The 15,496-nt window shown below is 67.6% G+C and carries 13 protein-coding genes and 2 pseudogenes; 5 read left to right on the top strand and 10 right to left on the bottom strand.

Features of this window, described 5'->3' with window-relative positions; genetic code table 11:
• Nucleotides 1-970 precede the first annotated feature (970 nt).
• Together J5Y05_RS13420 and J5Y05_RS13415 are read left to right on the top strand one after the other, a co-directional pair.
• The gene (locus tag J5Y05_RS13420; RefSeq protein WP_210871943.1) at nucleotides 971-1,684 is read left to right on the top strand and encodes a hypothetical protein; all 714 of its coding nucleotides are present in this window, start codon (nucleotides 971-973) and stop codon (nucleotides 1,682-1,684) included.
• A gap of 119 nt (nucleotides 1,685-1,803) precedes the next feature.
• Entirely contained in the window at nucleotides 1,804-2,283 is a 480-nt protein-coding gene (locus J5Y05_RS13415; RefSeq protein ID WP_210871941.1) for a DUF4913 domain-containing protein, read from the top strand.
• Between the two features lie 30 nt (nucleotides 2,284-2,313).
• Here J5Y05_RS13415 and J5Y05_RS13410 read toward each other — a convergent pair whose 3' ends face one another.
• The 6 genes from J5Y05_RS13410 to J5Y05_RS13390 all read right to left on the bottom strand — a co-directional run bounded on the left by J5Y05_RS13410 (nucleotide 2,314) and on the right by J5Y05_RS13390 (nucleotide 9,311).
• Nucleotides 2,314-3,381: an inositol polyphosphate kinase family protein gene (locus J5Y05_RS13410; RefSeq protein ID WP_210871939.1), complete on the bottom strand. Its 1,068-nt coding sequence runs from the start codon at nucleotides 3,379-3,381 to the stop codon at nucleotides 2,314-2,316.
• Nucleotides 3,382-3,550: 169 nt separating this feature from the next.
• Nucleotides 3,551-5,302 (bottom strand): SpoIIE family protein phosphatase, encoded by a 1,752-nt coding sequence (locus J5Y05_RS13405; protein WP_210871937.1) that lies wholly within the window; start codon nucleotides 5,300-5,302, stop codon nucleotides 3,551-3,553.
• A gap of 253 nt (nucleotides 5,303-5,555) precedes the next feature.
• Complete coding sequence (locus tag J5Y05_RS13400) at nucleotides 5,556-6,023, bottom strand: DUF5994 family protein (RefSeq protein WP_210871934.1); 468 nt, start codon at nucleotides 6,021-6,023, stop codon at nucleotides 5,556-5,558.
• A gap of 196 nt (nucleotides 6,024-6,219) precedes the next feature.
• Complete coding sequence (locus tag J5Y05_RS31815; protein WP_247614699.1) at nucleotides 6,220-6,480, bottom strand: hypothetical protein; 261 nt, start codon at nucleotides 6,478-6,480, stop codon at nucleotides 6,220-6,222.
• Between the two features lie 172 nt (nucleotides 6,481-6,652).
• A complete protein-coding gene (locus J5Y05_RS13395) occupies nucleotides 6,653-7,261 on the bottom strand; it encodes a hypothetical protein (RefSeq protein ID WP_210871932.1) in 609 nt (202 codons plus the stop codon).
• Between the two features lie 313 nt (nucleotides 7,262-7,574).
• Nucleotides 7,575-9,311, bottom strand: a complete 1,737-nt coding sequence (locus J5Y05_RS13390; RefSeq protein WP_210871930.1) for a DUF6571 family protein — start codon at nucleotides 9,309-9,311, stop codon at nucleotides 7,575-7,577.
• 368 nt (nucleotides 9,312-9,679) lie between these two features.
• On the opposite strand from J5Y05_RS13390, the gene J5Y05_RS13385 reads away from it, so the two are divergent.
• Entirely contained in the window at nucleotides 9,680-10,009 is a 330-nt protein-coding gene (locus tag J5Y05_RS13385) for a hypothetical protein (protein ID WP_210871928.1), read from the top strand.
• Between the two features lie 405 nt (nucleotides 10,010-10,414).
• Here J5Y05_RS13385 and J5Y05_RS13380 read toward each other — a convergent pair whose 3' ends face one another.
• The 3 genes from J5Y05_RS13380 to J5Y05_RS13370 form a co-directional block, all read right to left on the bottom strand.
• The gene (locus tag J5Y05_RS13380; RefSeq protein WP_210871926.1) at nucleotides 10,415-11,836 is read right to left on the bottom strand and encodes a hypothetical protein; all 1,422 of its coding nucleotides are present in this window, start codon (nucleotides 11,834-11,836) and stop codon (nucleotides 10,415-10,417) included.
• Nucleotides 11,837-12,089: 253 nt separating this feature from the next.
• Entirely contained in the window at nucleotides 12,090-12,629 is a 540-nt protein-coding gene (locus J5Y05_RS13375) for a GIY-YIG nuclease family protein (protein ID WP_372450485.1), read from the bottom strand.
• A gap of 105 nt (nucleotides 12,630-12,734) precedes the next feature.
• Nucleotides 12,735-13,322: a hypothetical protein gene (locus J5Y05_RS13370; RefSeq protein ID WP_210871924.1), complete on the bottom strand. Its 588-nt coding sequence runs from the start codon at nucleotides 13,320-13,322 to the stop codon at nucleotides 12,735-12,737.
• A gap of 106 nt (nucleotides 13,323-13,428) precedes the next feature.
• Here J5Y05_RS13370 and J5Y05_RS13365 point away from each other — a divergent pair, with 106 nt between their 5' ends.
• Nucleotides 13,429-13,875: an SRPBCC family protein gene (locus J5Y05_RS13365; RefSeq protein WP_210871922.1), complete on the top strand. Its 447-nt coding sequence runs from the start codon at nucleotides 13,429-13,431 to the stop codon at nucleotides 13,873-13,875.
• A gap of 15 nt (nucleotides 13,876-13,890) precedes the next feature.
• Here J5Y05_RS13365 and J5Y05_RS13360 read toward each other — a convergent pair.
• Nucleotides 13,891-14,700 (bottom strand): annotated as a pseudogene (locus J5Y05_RS13360) (IS5 family transposase).
• A 338-nt stretch (nucleotides 14,701-15,038) separates the two neighbouring features.
• Between J5Y05_RS13360 and J5Y05_RS13355 the strand changes: the two are divergent.
• A pseudogene (locus J5Y05_RS13355) lies at nucleotides 15,039-15,491 on the top strand (site-specific integrase); the annotation flags it as partial.
• Nucleotides 15,492-15,496: the final 5 nt, after the last annotated feature.

Genomic DNA, 15,496 nt, shown 5'->3' with positions numbered 1-15,496 from the left:
CCTCGCCGGGCCGGCCCTGCCACGTCCGCGTCCCTGATCAGCCCCTCCTCTTCTTCTTCGCGGGATTGTGCGCGTCCCTGGTCCTGCGAGACCGAGGCTCGGACGGCTGAGCACCGGACGCCGGGTCCGCGGCGGGCCGGCCCGGCGCACGGGGTGGCGCCGTCATCCGCACCCCCCGCGCCATGTCCTGGTTTCCCGGCACGGGGAGCGCGCCGTCCCGGTTGCCGGTGACCCGGTCGTGGAGTTCCCGTGACTCGGGCAGGAGATAGTCCAGGGCGTTCGGGCCCGGCCGCCGGGGCGGTTCCCCGCCCGCCGCAGCGGGCCCCGCGCCGGTTCCGTGACCGGTGATCCGGTCGTGGAGTTCCCGTGACTCGGGCAGGAGATAGTCCAGGGCGTTCGGGCCCGGCCGCCGGGGCGGTTCCCCGCCCGCCGCAGCGGGCCCCGCGCCGGTTCCGTGACCGGGGCCGTCCCCTCCGGAGTCCCGGCCCTGACCCTCTGAGACCAGGAAGGCGAAGGGGTTCGGGCCCGACTGCCGCATCGCCTCGCTGTAGCTCGGCGGGGCTTCGGGTCCTTCTTGAGCGTCGGGCTGGGAGTGTTGCCGGTCCATACTCGCGTTTCCTCCATGCCTCGTGGCAGTCCCTGCGAGACCGCGGCCCCCAGGCGAGACGACACGCCCTTGGCGACGGGTACAACGTGCCTGTCACCCCGCCCGGTTCAGCCGGCACCCGGCCCCGCCGCGCGTTGAACCGGGGGTCCTCCGGCTCCGTTGTGCTGAGGAGCAACTCACTGCGAGGACGGAGAGATCACCATGACGACTCCTCCGAGTCGGAGCAACCAGACATCGAGAGACGAGGAGAGGGGGCCGTCCCGGACACCGTCCCCGCCTCCGGGGGACTACGCCTCGGAGCCGTGGTGGAGTCCCGTCACGAACGCGTACCACTACATCGCGGGCTCCGAGTTGATGACCGGCGTGGCCGACAGGGCCGGCGGCGCCGTCAACTGGGCGGTGGAAAGGGCCCCTGCGGTCATCGATGCCGCCATCGACGCCCTGGAACCGGCGTCGGTCACCGCACAGGGCATCGGCACCGCACTGCAGGACTCCGGCCGAGGAGCCGCCTCGTTCTACAACTGGGGCGTCGCGCTGAACGGCGCCAGCGGTGTGCGGACGGTCTTCCTGGAGGGCAGGAAAGCACTCAGGCCCCATCCCAACGACCGGCCCGACGTCCTTGCCGCCTTCCTCGGAGCGGCACGAACCGCGGGATCGGTGGCCTACGGCTTCGGCCCCACTCCCGGCGCGCAGGCGGCCGGCGCGGTCATCCAGTCGGCCGCGCTGGGGGGCGCCTGGTATCAACAGAGCCGTCAGCAGCGTCAGCAGCGGCAACAGACGCGGGTCCCCGCGGAACCGCCCCGGGTCTCGCTGGGGAGCTTCCCCAGCGACCTCTCGCTCGGAAGCGTGCTGAACGCGGCCGACCGGAGCACGCCCGGCGAGTCCTCCCGGCAACCGGCGACACGAACACCCCAAAACCCCACCACCGTGACGCCCGACTACCCGGCAGGAGGGTCCGGCAGGGGCACAAGAGGGCGAGAGACGGGGGATGCGACGGGTGCGGAGGTGCCCGGGTCCGTCGCCAGAACCAACGGCAACGGCAACGGCAACGGTCAGCGTGGCCGGGGCCGCAAGTAACAGGCCCGGCTGCCGTCCCTCGCGCACGTGGTGGGCGCGGGCCGGCCCCAGGGCCACGATTCGAGACCGCCCGGCGGGTCCGCTCCGGCCGCCGCCGGGCCACCGTACCCGGGAGCACGATGACGACCGAGACCTCCGCCGGGCGGCAGAAGTGGGAACGGGAAGCCGCGCCGCCCCCCGAACCCGCTCCGCCGCCCCCGCCCAGGTTCATCCTCTATCTGGAGGGCGCCGAGTACGCGGACACCCTGCGCCGCCTCACCCTGTGGACGCATCACGTGCTGCTGCCGGTGTACGGCAGGGAGGTGACGTCGACGGCGCCTTGGTGCGGCCAGTGGTGGGAACACCCGGAGGCGGTGGCCCAGTTGCACGCCCTGTGGCTGGCCTGGGGGGAGCTGACCGGGCCCGACTCCGCGACGACCGGGCCCGCCAACTGGCACCGTGACTACCTGGGCCCGGTGATGTCCTCCCTGCGGGACCCGCAGGGCCCCTTCGCCGGCTGCAAGCCGCAGGCGCACCGGCCCAAGGAAACGCCGTCCGTCACGATGACGGACCCGTTCGGGCCGCCGCCCCCCGCGCCCCCGGGCGGGCCCGCCACCTGACGGTCACCGCCGTACGCGGTATCCAGGAGGTCACCTTCTCGGGCCCGTGCTCTTGACGTTCTTCGCCGTCTGGGCGACGGCGGCCGGTGCCGCCGCGGAGGACTGCGTCTGCCCGGAAGCGGGGGCCATCGCCGCCCGCGCGGCCTTCGTCGCGCGGATTCTGGTGGCGTCGGCGATCAACGCGTCCATGCCGGAGACGAACCGGTCCCGGTACTTGTTCCCGGCGCTCGTCAGGTCGCGGGCGGCCGGCGCTCCGCCGAGACGCGGGCTGCTCTCGGCGCTGGGAGGGGGGCTCTTGAAGGGGTTCCGCGCGTCGATCACATGGGCGAAGTCGATGAGCTTGGCGTCCACCCTCGTCTCGCCGTTCCGCGTCCCGTGGACCGAGAAGACACTGGCGGCGACGAAGCCCAGTTCGGAGCTGTCCGCCGCCGTCCTGATCTCCTTCATCTTGCCGATCATCCGGTCCCACACCGCGGGGTCGTCGGAGAACCTGCTCAGGATCTGCTGCGACTGCATTCCGTCCAGGAGACGGTTCCCGCCCGCGTCCGTGCCCGCGACGACGCGCCAGCCGCGCAGCGTCGAGCCCGTGACCAGGTCGGCGCCGAAGACGAACTTGAAGGACTTGAGCCCGGCGTCCCAGGCGGACTTGTCCTGTTGTGCCCGGTTCTCGCGGTAACTGGTCGTCGACCTGCCGATCTTGGTGTCGAGGGTCTTGGCCTGGTCCAGGTCGGAGGTGATGTTCTGGAGGTAGACGCAGTTCCCGTCGTCGAGCCCGGCGCTCTCCGCGGCGCTCAACTCGCCGCCCAGCATGCCGCGTACCTGGTCGGCCGTGTACGAAGCCGGAACGACCGGGGTGAACTCGGGGTACTCGCCCGCGCGGACCCTCCGGTAGAACTCGTTCTCCACCGAGTCGTACGGAGCGGGCTTCTCCAGAATCCGGCGAGCGTCCCCCAGGGCCCGGATGCCGCCGTGCCCGCCCTGGTTGACGTCGGGTTCCGGGGAAGCGGATCTCCGTCCCTCGCCGACGGCCGCCGCCTCGGCCTCGTCGATGCTCGGAAACGCCTCTTCCCGGTACGTGGGTTCCGCAGGAGTGGCCAAGGATCTTCCCGTCTCGTCGCTTCCCGTACGCGTCGCCACGCGTCGACAGGACAACGGACGCTCGCGGGGAGGGGTTCAACGGCGGGCACCGTGCCGGCGGCGCTCACCGCCCCTCCCCCGGGGAGCGACCCGACGCCACCGCCGTCCGGAAGGCGCGGGCCCCGTGCCGTCACGCCGGCGGCAGGCGCAGGGCGAGCAGGGCCACGTCGTCGGTGCTGCCGGGGGGCGTGTGGGAGAGCAGCTCGTCGCACATCGTGTCCAGCGGTTCGCCGGCCAGCGCGAGGGCGTGACGGCGCAGTCGGTCGAGCCCGGTGTCCAGGTCGCTGCCGGGGACTTCGACCAGGCCGTCGGTGTAGAGCAGGAGGGTGGAGCCGGGGGGCAGGGGCTCGGTTCCGTCGGGCCTCGGCTCTCCCCTCCCCGGCCCGGCGCCGAGGAGGAGCCCTTGTCCGGCCTCCAGGTAGCGCGCCCGTCCGTCCGGGGTCAGCAGCAGGGGCGGCGGGTGTCCGGCGCTGGACCACCGCAGCGTCCACGGACCGGTGTCCGGGCCTTCGACGCGGGCCAGGATCAGGGTGGCCATGGGGACGGTGGTGATGGCGGGCAGGGCGATGTCGAGCCGGTCGACGACGGCGGCGGGTGAACCGGCGTGGTCCCACGCCAGCGAGCGCAGGATGCCGTGGAGCTGGGCCATGCCGGCGGCGGCGGTCAGATCGTGCCCCACGACATCGCCGATGACCAGGGCCATCGCGCCGTCCTGCTGCACGAAGGCGTCGTACCAGTCGCCACCGACCTGGGAACCGGCCGGGGCCGGCTGATAGCGCGCGGCCGGCCGCAGCCGGCCGTGCCGGGGCAGCGGAGCGAGCAGGTTGCGCTGCATGGCCTCGGCGATCGCGCGCTGACGGCCGAAGCGGCGCGCGTTGTCGATGACGAGCCCCACCCGGTGGCCGATGTCGGCCACCACCTCCAGGTCAGCCGCGTCGAAGGGGTGGTCGGGGCTGACACGCGCCAGTGTCAGGGCGCCCACGACCTGCTGGGGGGCTCCCAGCGGGACGGAGACGGCGGACGTCGCTCGTACCGCCCGCAGGAAGTCGCTGTGGACCGCGGCCAGGGGAGAGGGAGACGGAGAGGGAGACGGAGGGGGAGGGGGAGAGGGAGGGGGAGAGCCGGGCGCGGTGCTCGCCTCCGACGGGGTCTGGAGGACGGGCTCGCCCCCGTGCAGCACCTGGACCAGCGGGGAGGAGGCGGCCTCACCGGCCGGGGGGAGCCCGCCGCGCCAGTCCTCCTGGCCGGTGTCCCTGCCGTCCGGACCGGTCACCGCCACCCGGTGGACCTGATCGGCGCCGACCAGGAGGTCCACCGCGGCCCAGTCGGCGAGCCGGGGCACCAGGAGGCGGTTGAGCCGGCTGAGGGCCTCGTCGGTGTCCAGGGTCTGACCGAGGACATCGGTGATCTCCGCCACCAGGGTCAGCCGTCCGGCGAGATCCTCCAGAGCGCTCGTGTAGGCGACCCGCTCCCGACGCGCGGTTCGGTCCTTCGTGATGTCGGTGAACAGTACGGTCATGCCCCGGGCCGGTCCCCCCGCGGGCAGCGGAGAAGCGGACCAGGCCAACGAGACCCGCCGGCCGTCGCCCCGCAGGCAGGTCTCGCTCTCCCCGCTCGCCGCGGTTCCCTCGGCCAGCGTCCGCAGCAGGGGGCAGCTCTCACGCGGGATTCTGCCGCCGTCCGTGTCACGGTGCAGCAGGTCGTGGATGTTCCTGTCCCGCATCGTCGCCTCGGTACGGGCCAGCAGCCGCTCGCCGGCCGGGTTGACCATGAGGACCCGTCCGGTCGGGTCCACGATGCCGACGGCGACTTGCAGTTGCTCCACGACCTGTTGCCAGAAGCCCGGCTCGTCGCCCGCCCCGCGACTCACACCGTCCGTCATGCCGCCCTCCAAGCCGTGACACGGTCGCGCGGGATCGCGGGCGTGCGCGCCGCCGAAACCGGCGCACACGAGTACACCGATGGTCTCCCGCCGAGCCACGCGTCGCATCGCCGACACGTGGGGCGGCGACGACTCCGAGGAAGGCGGTACGGCGGTGAGCCGGGCATTCGGGTGTGCGGCGTTCACCGCCCCGGAGAGGCGCCGCGGGCCACCGTCCGCCAACCGCGCCCGCGTCCGCGACACCGCGACACCGTCACGCAGCCACACCGTCATCCGCGTGGCGACGGCCCGGCGGCTTCCGTTTCCGGCCCGCACTCGCGGCGGCCATCAGCCGGGCGGCCGACGGCGCGGCGGTTCGTGGCGGTACCACGAGGAGGTCCCATCGCCCGGCGGAGTAGGACCGCAGGAGGATCCGGTGCGGGTTCAGGCCCTGGACGAACCAGTCGACCCTCACCTCGTGCTCGTTGACGAGGACGGTGCCGCTCGGGACGGGAGACCAGTGGCGGGGGTTGGCGGCGACGTGGGTGATCCGTCCCCACAGCGGATCGAGGACGTCGGCCAGCTCGCAGAGTTCCCGCGCCAGGTCGCGGGTACGCGGCCACCAGGCGCCGTCCGGACCGGGCCGCGCGCGGGAAGGGCTCACCTGCCTCAGGGAGAGGCGGGCGGACGGAGTCCTGAAGGGCTCGACGGACGGCGGGGAAGCGATAGTGCTCAGGGGCATGGTGTGACACCTGTCTCCGGACCTCCGCCTGCGGACGACCCGCCCGGAGCTGCTCACCGGGAACGAGACCGGCAGCGGAGCCGGTGTGAGAGAGCCCCCGATGACCTCAGAGTACTCCCCGACAGCGCGGAATGCCCCTTACCGGAAGCACCCCACCGGAAACGCCCGGCCTCCGAAGCCCCGGCGAGGCACGGTCTCAGTCCCGTCCGGGCCCTTGGTCGGCGTCGCCGTCACGGCGGCTGGACTCCAGCCAGGAGCGGGCAGGCCCCGCCGCGCGCGTGGTGTCCACGGTGAGTTCGAGACGGGTCCCGCCCCCGTCACCGGCGGGATAACTGCGCTGCTCGGTACTGGCGAAGCAACGACGGAGAACCTCCGCCACCCGCCGTGCGACCTCGGGCGACGCGGCGGTGACCTGAACCTCGGCACAACCGCCCGAGGGCGTGTCGGGGGACTCCATGGCCACCTCGATGGACGACGGAACGAGAGCGAAGATCACTGTACTCCGACACGCTCCCCCGACCCGGCATGAGCACGAAGGGCCGACGTGCCGGTCTCAGCCCCACCCGGCACGCCGTCAGGAACTCACACCCGACCACGTACTGGCGTCCCCTGCCCGCACTTCCGCCGTCTCAGCTTTCCGCAAGCGTGACGTCGGGACAGGAATACAGGCCGGCGGCTGAGGCGACGAAGGCGGCGAACGTGTCCCCTCGAACCTTCGAGGCCCGATCGTGCCTGTCGGAAAGGGCGCCGGTGTACTCGCTGTTCCAGTGAACGGCGAAGTGCACGTCGCCTTCGGCGCAGTGCAGAACGGCTTGGTCGAGGGAGGCGACACCGTGACCGTCGGGCAGCTCGCGGAAACCGTAAGTGTCCTGAAGGGCCGCGTCGACCATGTCCCGGTCCGAGGTCGCGGCAAAGGAGACGGCGCCCCCGGCACTGCCGGCCAGGGCCAGATCGCACGCCCACACGTCCTCCGCGTCCTTGCTGACCTGCTCCTGATCGGGCTCGGCGACACCGGTGATCACGGCGTCGTCGGGCAAGGAGAAGCCAGGCACTCCGCACACCTTCCCGACGTCCGTCGTGCCCACGTCGTCGGGTGGGGCGAGTTCCGGTGACTCCTTCAGCGCCGGAGTGGCGCATCCGGCGTCCGCGGCGACCTTCCGGGCCACCCGGGTCAGAAGGCGGGCCAGCCCTTCTGGGTCGGCCTCGCCCTTCGTCACGGTGGCTTCGACGGCGGACACACTGTCACCGTCGGGCGGGACGGCGAGGGCCCCCGTATGTTGCCCACCTTGCTCCAGCACGACTTCGGCAGGACGACGTAACCGCCGGTGGGCGTCACGGCTCCGTTCGTCTCGCCTTTGAAGTAGGAACGTGCGCCGGGTTTCTTCCACACATGCGTGGTGTACGGGAAGGGCACGTGCTCGTTCGCGGTCTTCAGGGTGATTTGCTGGTCCCCATGCCCGGGGATGCGGCTGGCGCGCTCGATCACGCAGGTGAATTCCGGCTTGTCGGGGGAGCTTTGTACGCGCCCTTCCGAGACCCGGCCCGAGGAATTCAGGGCAGCCCGTGCGTCCACATGTGCGCCGAGACGAGAGCGCTGACGGAAACCAGTGCTCCCGCAGTGATGAGCAGTGTTTTCTTCCTGCGTGCACTGGTGGCCATGTGCGTATCGATTCCTTGTCTCGGGCGTGGGTTCAGCGGGACCGCAAAGCTTCGTACGCGGTCTGCCGTCCGGAAACATAGCTCTGCTGGGCCTCGCCGGCCGCGTCCTTGGCGATCTCCGGGGCCAGACTTCGTTCCTCGCCCCACTTGTCGAAGTAGCGGTCGGTGCCGTCCTGCGCCACGTCGTTGCTCCGGTTCAACTCCTCCTTGGCCAAAGCCCCCTCTTCCACCTGTACTCCCGCCAGCCAGTTGTTGAGAGAGAGGTCCACCGATATCGTCTGCTTCCGATACGCCACGCATGATGCGTATCAGACTGCTGCGGCTGTTCTGTATCTGGGAATCGTCGCCATTCTCGTAGACGCCCACCTTTCCGGCGCGACCACCCGGGGCATCGCCGTTGATGGCCTCCACGACATCCGGTGAGTAGTCGGCGAGTGCCTGGGAGAGGGGCCCGCGCAAGGCGGCGTACTCCTCACGGGCCGGCAGCTCGTCGGCCTTCCCGGTGCGCGGTTCCTTCCTGTCCTCACCGAACGTGCCGTCAATGTGTCCGTAGTCCAGGAGGTTGACCGTGCCGTGCATGACGCGGGCTTGCGCGGCAGTGTGGCGACCGAACGCGGTTCCGTCGGCTCCCGCCACGTCGCCCGTGGAGCCGGCGGCCAGCGCGAGCCCCGGTCCGGTCCGTACGTCCTGGTCGAACGTGTCCTCACCCGTCACCTCGACCTTGCCCTGCCAGCGGGTGGTGTCGACATGGTGCCAATCCCGCTCCGTGAGCAGGTACGTGAGGTTGTCGTTCTTCCCGTCGGGGCCCGGGTCGAGATAACCGGTCGCCGTACCAGGGTCCTTGGCCATGATGCCCAGCACTCCGTCGAGCGGATCATCGGCGAACCAGCCGACATCCTCTCCGCCGAAGCCGCCGCTGAGGTCCCACACGTCGGGGTCCCCACCCTGCTTCTTGTCTTCGACGGCCCGGATGTCGGTGGCCAGGTCCTTGAGGAAGTGCCCGGAGTACCCGTCGCCCGCTTGCATCAGAGTGACCAGGCTCTGGTAGCCCCGCACTGGCTGACCGTGTCCGACACCGACCGGGACTCTCTGGGCGGCGACGTCGAGGTCGAACTTCTGGACACCGGCTCTCCGCATGTCGGCGAGGAACTTCTCGGAGAAAGCAGAGCCGGGACCCTTCGTCGCCGTCGCCAGGGAGTCGGCCAAGCCCTTCTGAAGGGCTGCGAACGTTCCCCTGTCCTTGCCGCCGTGGCTGAGCGTGCTGAGCCGGTTGGCCAGCTCGATGGTGCCCGAAGCGCCAAGACCGCTGAGGAGGGTTTGCGTGAATTCTCTGCTCTTGCCGTTGTCCCCGGAACGCACGGTCCAGTTCGGCGAGTCGCGCGGCGGAGACCTTCTCGCCTCCCGCGATCCTCGTGGCGATGTCCTTGGCGTTCTCGGCCTCGTACTTCTCGATGTCGTCCTGGGCCTGGCCGTTGAAGCCGTTGGTGGTGCCGTCGGTGAGGTCGGGTCGACGACAACGGCGTTGAAGGCGACCTCGACGCCCGCGTCGGCGTCGGTGGTGTCCTTGACGAGCTGGTCGATACGGTCCTGCCAGCTCGTCCCGCACTTCGAGGGGCCCGAAGACCTCACCTGTGCGCCCGCCGACGGGGTAGCGGCTTCCGGTGGGAGAAGCCCCCGGAACTCCTGGAGCCCACGCTTCTGGCACGCAGCCGCTGATCACTACCCACAACAACAAGGCCCAGGTCTCTGACCTGGGCCTTCTCCGTGGAGCGGGTGACGAGAATCGAACTCGCGCTCTCAGCTTGGGAAGCTGAGGTGATCTACGGGCGATTGTCCGGATGACCTGGGCGGGAGCGCTGCCAGCGTCCGATTGCGTGTTGGACCGGTACCCGGTGTTCCCCGTGGTTCCCCGCACGATCTGGCACGGGTCTGGCACGTCTGCCCTCTACGGACGGCAGAGCTGGAGTCGCTAGCATCCTCCATATTGAGGGGGAGTCATGGCACTGGGGCGTAAGGGCGCACGGCGCATCGTCGTGGATGGCACGGCCTACCGCTGGCGGTTGCGACGCCGGCCGACCTACTTTCAGGGCCTGGCCTGGTCACCGTGCACGTACGCGGTCGAGCACGCGGACACTCCGGGGACAACGCTCGTGGTCACCACCAGTCAGGCGCACCCGAGCAACTGGATCGGGCGCGAGGCTGAAGCGGTGCTGCCGTCCGACGTTGCCCGAGCCATTGAACGCGCCCTGTGCGAGGGCTGGATTCCAACGGCTTCAAGATCCCCCTTCCACCTCAACTTGTCCGCCGACTTCACGCCCTGGCCCTGAGTGGAAGGTGAGCACCGCTTTAGGAGTTCGATCTTCCCTCGGCCCGGTCATGGTTCGCCTCGTGCACCATTGCCGTGCGCGGGCGCGGCGTGTCGCCGCCGTCCCGGGTCGTTGATGTCAGCGTTGGATGTCAGCGCAACTGCTGGGGCATCGAACAGGGCTCCAATGGCTCCTCCGGCCGGTCGACCCCACGCCACCAGGTGTGTCGACCGGTACACCTCCACAGTGTCCGGCAGATCCGCCCGTCATCGTCCTCCCGCTGGGAGAGAACCAGGCCGCTGGACCGCACGGGTTGACCTCGGGATAAGCCGGTGTGTCGGTGGTCATGCAGCGCTCCATCGCCGGGTGCTGACTGCCGCAGTACTCGGCTGGCATCCAGCGTGCACCGCAAGGATGCCCGGAGAGTCACAGGACCTTTCCATGGGCGATGACGATCTGCTCAGCCGTAAACCGCATTAGAGGAATTTCGCGCGCCAGCTCCTCGTCATGTGCGAACGGTGCATATTTCGGTAGTTCACCCTCTTTAGCGTGCACTAGAGCATTCCTCACCTTATAAATCCTCTTTGCAATCGCCCCTCGTGTGACATCCTCATCTGCCCCGTGAAAGTTCACCTTGTTTGCGCCAGCGAAGGGGGCTTCGTTGTTGTTGTAGTAGTCGACCAAGGTGGCGTCGTAAGCGTCGAGGTCGGCGGCAAGGCGGGGCACATCGACGAATCTGTCGAGCACCAATTGCAGTGACCGTTGCTCGTTCACGCCACCTTCATTCTTGACTTGGCGCTGAACCTTTGTAACGATCCGGATTACCGACTGGATGTCTTTAGTTCGACGAGCCGAGAAAGAGGGGTCGGCTATACTCGATCGAACTTGATTCACCAAGTCCTCGTTAAAGACCTTGTCGAAGAAATGTTCGGCGATGTGGTAGTAGGCCAGGTATTCTAGCAGTGGAATTTCTGCCGCTACGCCCATGAGATAGTGGTGCACTAGGTCCGTGTCATACGTTTGCCTAGGTGCTTCAAGGGTGTCAGCTTGGGTCCTTTGGTTCCGCTGGATAGTCTGGGGTCGGAACCACGACTCTAGGCCGATCCGGGCCGCCGCGTCGATGTTGTAAGCGGCGTGGAATAGGAAAGAGTTAGCAAGTGTCTCAAAGTCTGAGTTAGCTTTGGTGGCAGTAATGCGCAAAGTTGTAGCGCGCAAACCCTCCGCAATGACATCAAAAAGCGATTCGACTTCGAGCGGTTGCCGCGACGATCTAGGCCGTAGCGGCAAATCCAGGGATCGATGATCGCCGCCTCTGATTCGATTCAGTATCATCCTTCCTCTTCCTGACCTCATGAACAAATCATTTTGCATAACGGTGCAAAGTAGGTAGACGGCGAACTCTCGGGATGGCCTACCAAATCTGAAAGTCACAGGGTTGTCTCCCTGTCCCGTAAATTCCCTGTCTTCGAAGAATCTATCGAAGGCGCCGATTTGATCAAGCGAAACCAATGAGAACTCTGCTTCGTTTTCCCATTGGAAGGAGCTTTCGTCTCTCTTTTTTGCCTCGTTGAGGCGTTTTGCGATGGCGGATATTTCGGTGCTACTTGTGCCAGTTACAGATTTCTCGCGAGTTACTCGAATAGGTGTATGCAGGGTGAAATCTCCGCTTTGAGTTTCATCGAATTGGAATACTCTTCGCAAAGCCTGAATGATGGACGCTTCATCTACCGCAACCTGTCCGATCATGATCACCTTCCGGAATCCGGGAATGCCGACCTTGTTTGGAACGCCTGTAGTTGTATTTTGACGGATGGAACGTTGGCAGCGCAGGATTTTGCTGAAAGTCAACGGCCCGCACGAGAATGGCTGACTGGACTAGGCTGCGATTCAACCTGGTCGACCGTCTCCGCCAGACATGCCAGCTCACCGAACTCATGCGCCAGTCAAGAACTGTCTTCTTGCCCTGGGTCTTGTCGGGGATCTTGGTGACCTGCGTTTCGCTGCTCAGGCACGGTGGACGCATGCGCTTGGTCGTCGTCCTTGGCCGCCGTTGGGCGTCCTTGGACGGCCCAGAGAACGGCCCGGTGGCTCGCTCGGCGGCCTATGAGCTGATGGGCAGCTCCCTTGCTCGCTGACGGGCTTGGGCCCGTATCTCCTTCAGGCGACTGTGGAAGGCGTTGTGGCGGTTCTGGTCGAGGTTCAGCGGAAGGTCGAGTTGAGAGATGAGCTGTGACTCCAGGGTCCACGGTTCGCTTTGCTCGATCCAGCACACCCGTGCGTTGTCCGCCATCCACTGGCTCAGGGCGGCTTCGCCGGCCTTGCCGAAGGTCATCCGCTTACCACTACCCACGCGGCGCAGCTCGAGTCCGAGCAGACTTCCGAGGGTGAGCCGCAGCGTCGAGCCTGCCGCGTTGCCCCGGTAGTGGTAGCGCACCCGCTTGCGTAGGTTCTGGGTACTAGTCCGATTCGCCATGTACCGCGGGGCTATTCCGACGTAGAGCAGCCGCCCAGCGCCCAGATCTGGGTGCGGCGGCTGCTTGAAGTGCCACCCGTAGACCCCTGCCGCCGCCGGGACAGGACTCGGGCGCACCAAGACCTCCTGCGCCGACCACAACCGGTCAGGACTGATGAGAGCTTCCACGGAACCTCCAGGCGTGGCCACGGCTGATCGTCGCAGGCTACTGGTCGGTGCTGACATGTGAAATCAGCTTGGGAAGCTGAAGGCGTCGCTGCTCCTGGGCGCCGGTCAGGAAAGCGGCTTCCGAAGCAACCGACGCACCCACCTCTGACTCGTCCACCAGGCGCCTCGATATACCTGCCAGCGCTTTGGTAGGTACCACAGGTCATCTCGGCAGACATCGACGAACTCCCGCTGCGCTTCGGCAACTCTGCTGGTCGCAGCTGCCTGTTCGTCAAGTTTGGTGCCAATCCTCGTTTCGAGTACCTCGTTGAGGCGATCCAAGACGTGATTGGCAGCTTGCAGAGGCGCAGGGTTAGCGACGAGCCGGAGGTCCAAGTACGCCTGAAGCACTTCGCTCTGGGAGGCCCGCGTCGCGGCCAACGCCCTGCGCGTGGATTCGTTGACCGCCCACGGGCGGTACGACACAGGCCATCGCCCGTTCCGAAACCAAACCGTGTGCAGGCGCTGTTCCAAATGGACAACAGCAATCATGGTGTACGCCTCAGTCACCGCTTGCTGGAAACGCGCGTACACCTGGCGTCGTTCGTCCCTGCTACCGAGTCGAACGCCGGCCTTGGACTGGAGTTGCTTCGTGACAATGCTGCCGACCGCCTTCGCCAAAGACGAAGCGGCGACGCCTGCTGGATCGACCATCGCCCCAGTCTGCACCCCGGCGCCCAACACCTTGCAGATGGAACCGTTTTGACATCACCTAGAGCTCGTAACACGATCATGGCGGGACACGGTCTAGCCTTGCCGGGTGTCGTCCCTCGCTGTTACTGCTACGTCGCACTCATCCGCACCTGCCGCTCTCGTCTACGCCGCCCTCCTGGATGCAGAATCCTGGCCGGCGTGGACCTCCTACTACGAGGTCCAGTGGGAGTTGCCCGCGGGGGTCGAGCGACCGGCACGCGTAGATGACCTCCGCACCATCCGTTCCCGCCTTGGACGGGTGTGCTGCCGCGAGCGCATTGTTGAGCTGGTTCCCGACCAGCGGTTCAGCTACGAACAGGCCGCCGGGCTGTTCGCGTCTCATCGGGGGTCTGTGGACCTGGCTCGAGCACCCCACGGCGGCACCAACATCACCTGGTCAGCAACCTACCAGCACGCCCTCCCGCTTCTGGGCACGCTCAGAAGACGGCGACTGCAGGTTTTGGTCCACGATCTCGCGTCATACGCCAACTCAATCGTGAGCCGAAAATCCTAGAAGCCTGTGCCAGGTTCATGATCTGGTCTTCTTCAGCCGCCGCCAGCAGATCAGGCTACTGGCCAACGAGAGGAAGGCGTCGTGGAGTTCGGGGAGGCGTTCCCAGCGGATGGCAAGGCGTTTTGAACTGGTGGAGCAGGGCGAAGGTCTGCTCGACGACGTAGCGGAGTTTGCCCAGGCCCTTGATGTTCGGGGCGCCCTTGCGGGAGATCACCGGCACGATCCGGCGTTTGCGCAGTTCGCGCCGGACGGCCCGGGAGTCGTACGCCTTGTCGCCCAGGACAGAGTCGGGGCGTCGGCGCGGCTGGCCGGGCCGCCCGGCGATGGGCGGGATGCCGTCGATGAGGTTCAGGGTCTGGGTGATGTCGTTGACGTTGGCGGCGGTCGTGATGACGTGCAGCGGGGTGCCCCTGCCGTCGCAGATCAGATGGTGTTTGCTGCCCGACTTCCGCCGGTCGACCGGCGACGGACCGGTCGCGGCACCCCTCTTTTCGCGCGGACGTGGGAGCCGTCCACGCACGCGCGGGACCAGTCGAGCTCACCGGCCGCGTTCAGCTCGGCGAGCAGTAATCGGTGCAGTTGCTCGAAGACCCCGGCCTTCTGCCACCGGTCCAGGCGCCGCCAGCAGGTCTGCCCCGAGCCGAAACCCAGCTCCAAGGGCAGGAGCTGCCAGGCTATGTCGTTGTGGAGGACGTACAGGATGCCCTGCAGGCAGAGCCGGTCCGCCACCGGTCGTGGCCCCGGGGACCGCTCCGGCCACGGCGGCAGTAACGGTTCGATCAGCGCCCACAAGTCATCGTCTACGGTCCACGGCTGGGTAGTCACACGCTCACGAACGGCCGAATCCTCACACCAGTCACGGCCAACCAGGACGTTTCAGCAAGATCGTGTTACGAGCTCCTAGTGCAACAAATGCCCCAAAAGGCAAAAATAGAGATGTCGAACAGCAAAACGATCTGCCCTATTGCCAAGTTGGCGCGCAGTAGGCAGCGACCGCATGCCAGAACACGGGCTGAACTGCGGATTCGCTGACCGAGGAAGGGCCGGGCACTCGGCCGCGGAGCACCGGTGTTGACCGTAGCTGACTCCTGCATCTCGCACGGTTGTGGCACGAACCTCAGCCGACGACAGTCAGCCACGACGGCGGGTGCGCCGGCCGACAGGGCGATACCAAGTCCGAAGCCGGAACTCGGACTGTGATTCTTCCCGCGTTCCTCCGCCGCGAGCTCCGGTGGCACCTGGAGAGCTACGCCGAGCCGGGACCGGATGGGCTGATCTTCGTCGGCGAGAAGGGAGCGCCGTTCCGGCGCAGCACCTTCGGGCGGAAGTGGCGGCGGGCGCGGGAGAGCGTCGGTATACCCGAGGGCTTCCGGTTCTACGATCTGCGGCACACGGGGCACACGCTCTCCACCCTGTCCGGGGCCACCCTCAAGGACACGATGGTCCGCGCCGGGCAGTCCTCCGAGAAGGCCGCGCTGATCTACCAGCACTCCGACGAGGAGCGGCAGGAGGAGGTCGCCGCCGGCCTCGACACCACCGTCCGGAAGGCTCGGGCTGCCGCAGCCAAGAAGGCGGGCGACAAGCCTTCTGGCACGAACCTGGCACGCGACAACTGATCACG

Source organism: Streptomyces tagetis (assembly GCF_018069565.1).
In the GTDB taxonomy this organism is placed as follows: domain Bacteria; phylum Actinomycetota; class Actinomycetes; order Streptomycetales; family Streptomycetaceae; genus Streptomyces; species Streptomyces tagetis.
Note: the sequence above shows the minus strand (reverse complement) of the source record. Positions and strands in the feature narration are given on the sequence as shown.

What these genes read in the sequence shown, in the direction of transcription:
- J5Y05_RS13415 (WP_210871941.1), top strand. Translation starts at nt 1,804, where the DNA reads ATGACGACCGAGACCTCCGCCGGGCGGCAGAAGTGGGAACGGGAAGCC.
- J5Y05_RS13405 (WP_210871937.1), bottom strand. Translation starts at nt 5,302, where the DNA reads ATGACGGACGGTGTGAGTCGCGGGGCGGGCGACGAGCCGGGCTTCTGG.
- J5Y05_RS13400 (WP_210871934.1), bottom strand. Translation starts at nt 6,023, where the DNA reads ATGCCCCTGAGCACTATCGCTTCCCCGCCGTCCGTCGAGCCCTTCAGG.
- J5Y05_RS31815 (WP_247614699.1), bottom strand. Translation starts at nt 6,480, where the DNA reads ATGGAGTCCCCCGACACGCCCTCGGGCGGTTGTGCCGAGGTTCAGGTC.
- J5Y05_RS13385 (WP_210871928.1), top strand. Translation starts at nt 9,680, where the DNA reads ATGGCACTGGGGCGTAAGGGCGCACGGCGCATCGTCGTGGATGGCACG.
- J5Y05_RS13370 (WP_210871924.1), bottom strand. Translation starts at nt 13,322, where the DNA reads ATGGTCGATCCAGCAGGCGTCGCCGCTTCGTCTTTGGCGAAGGCGGTC.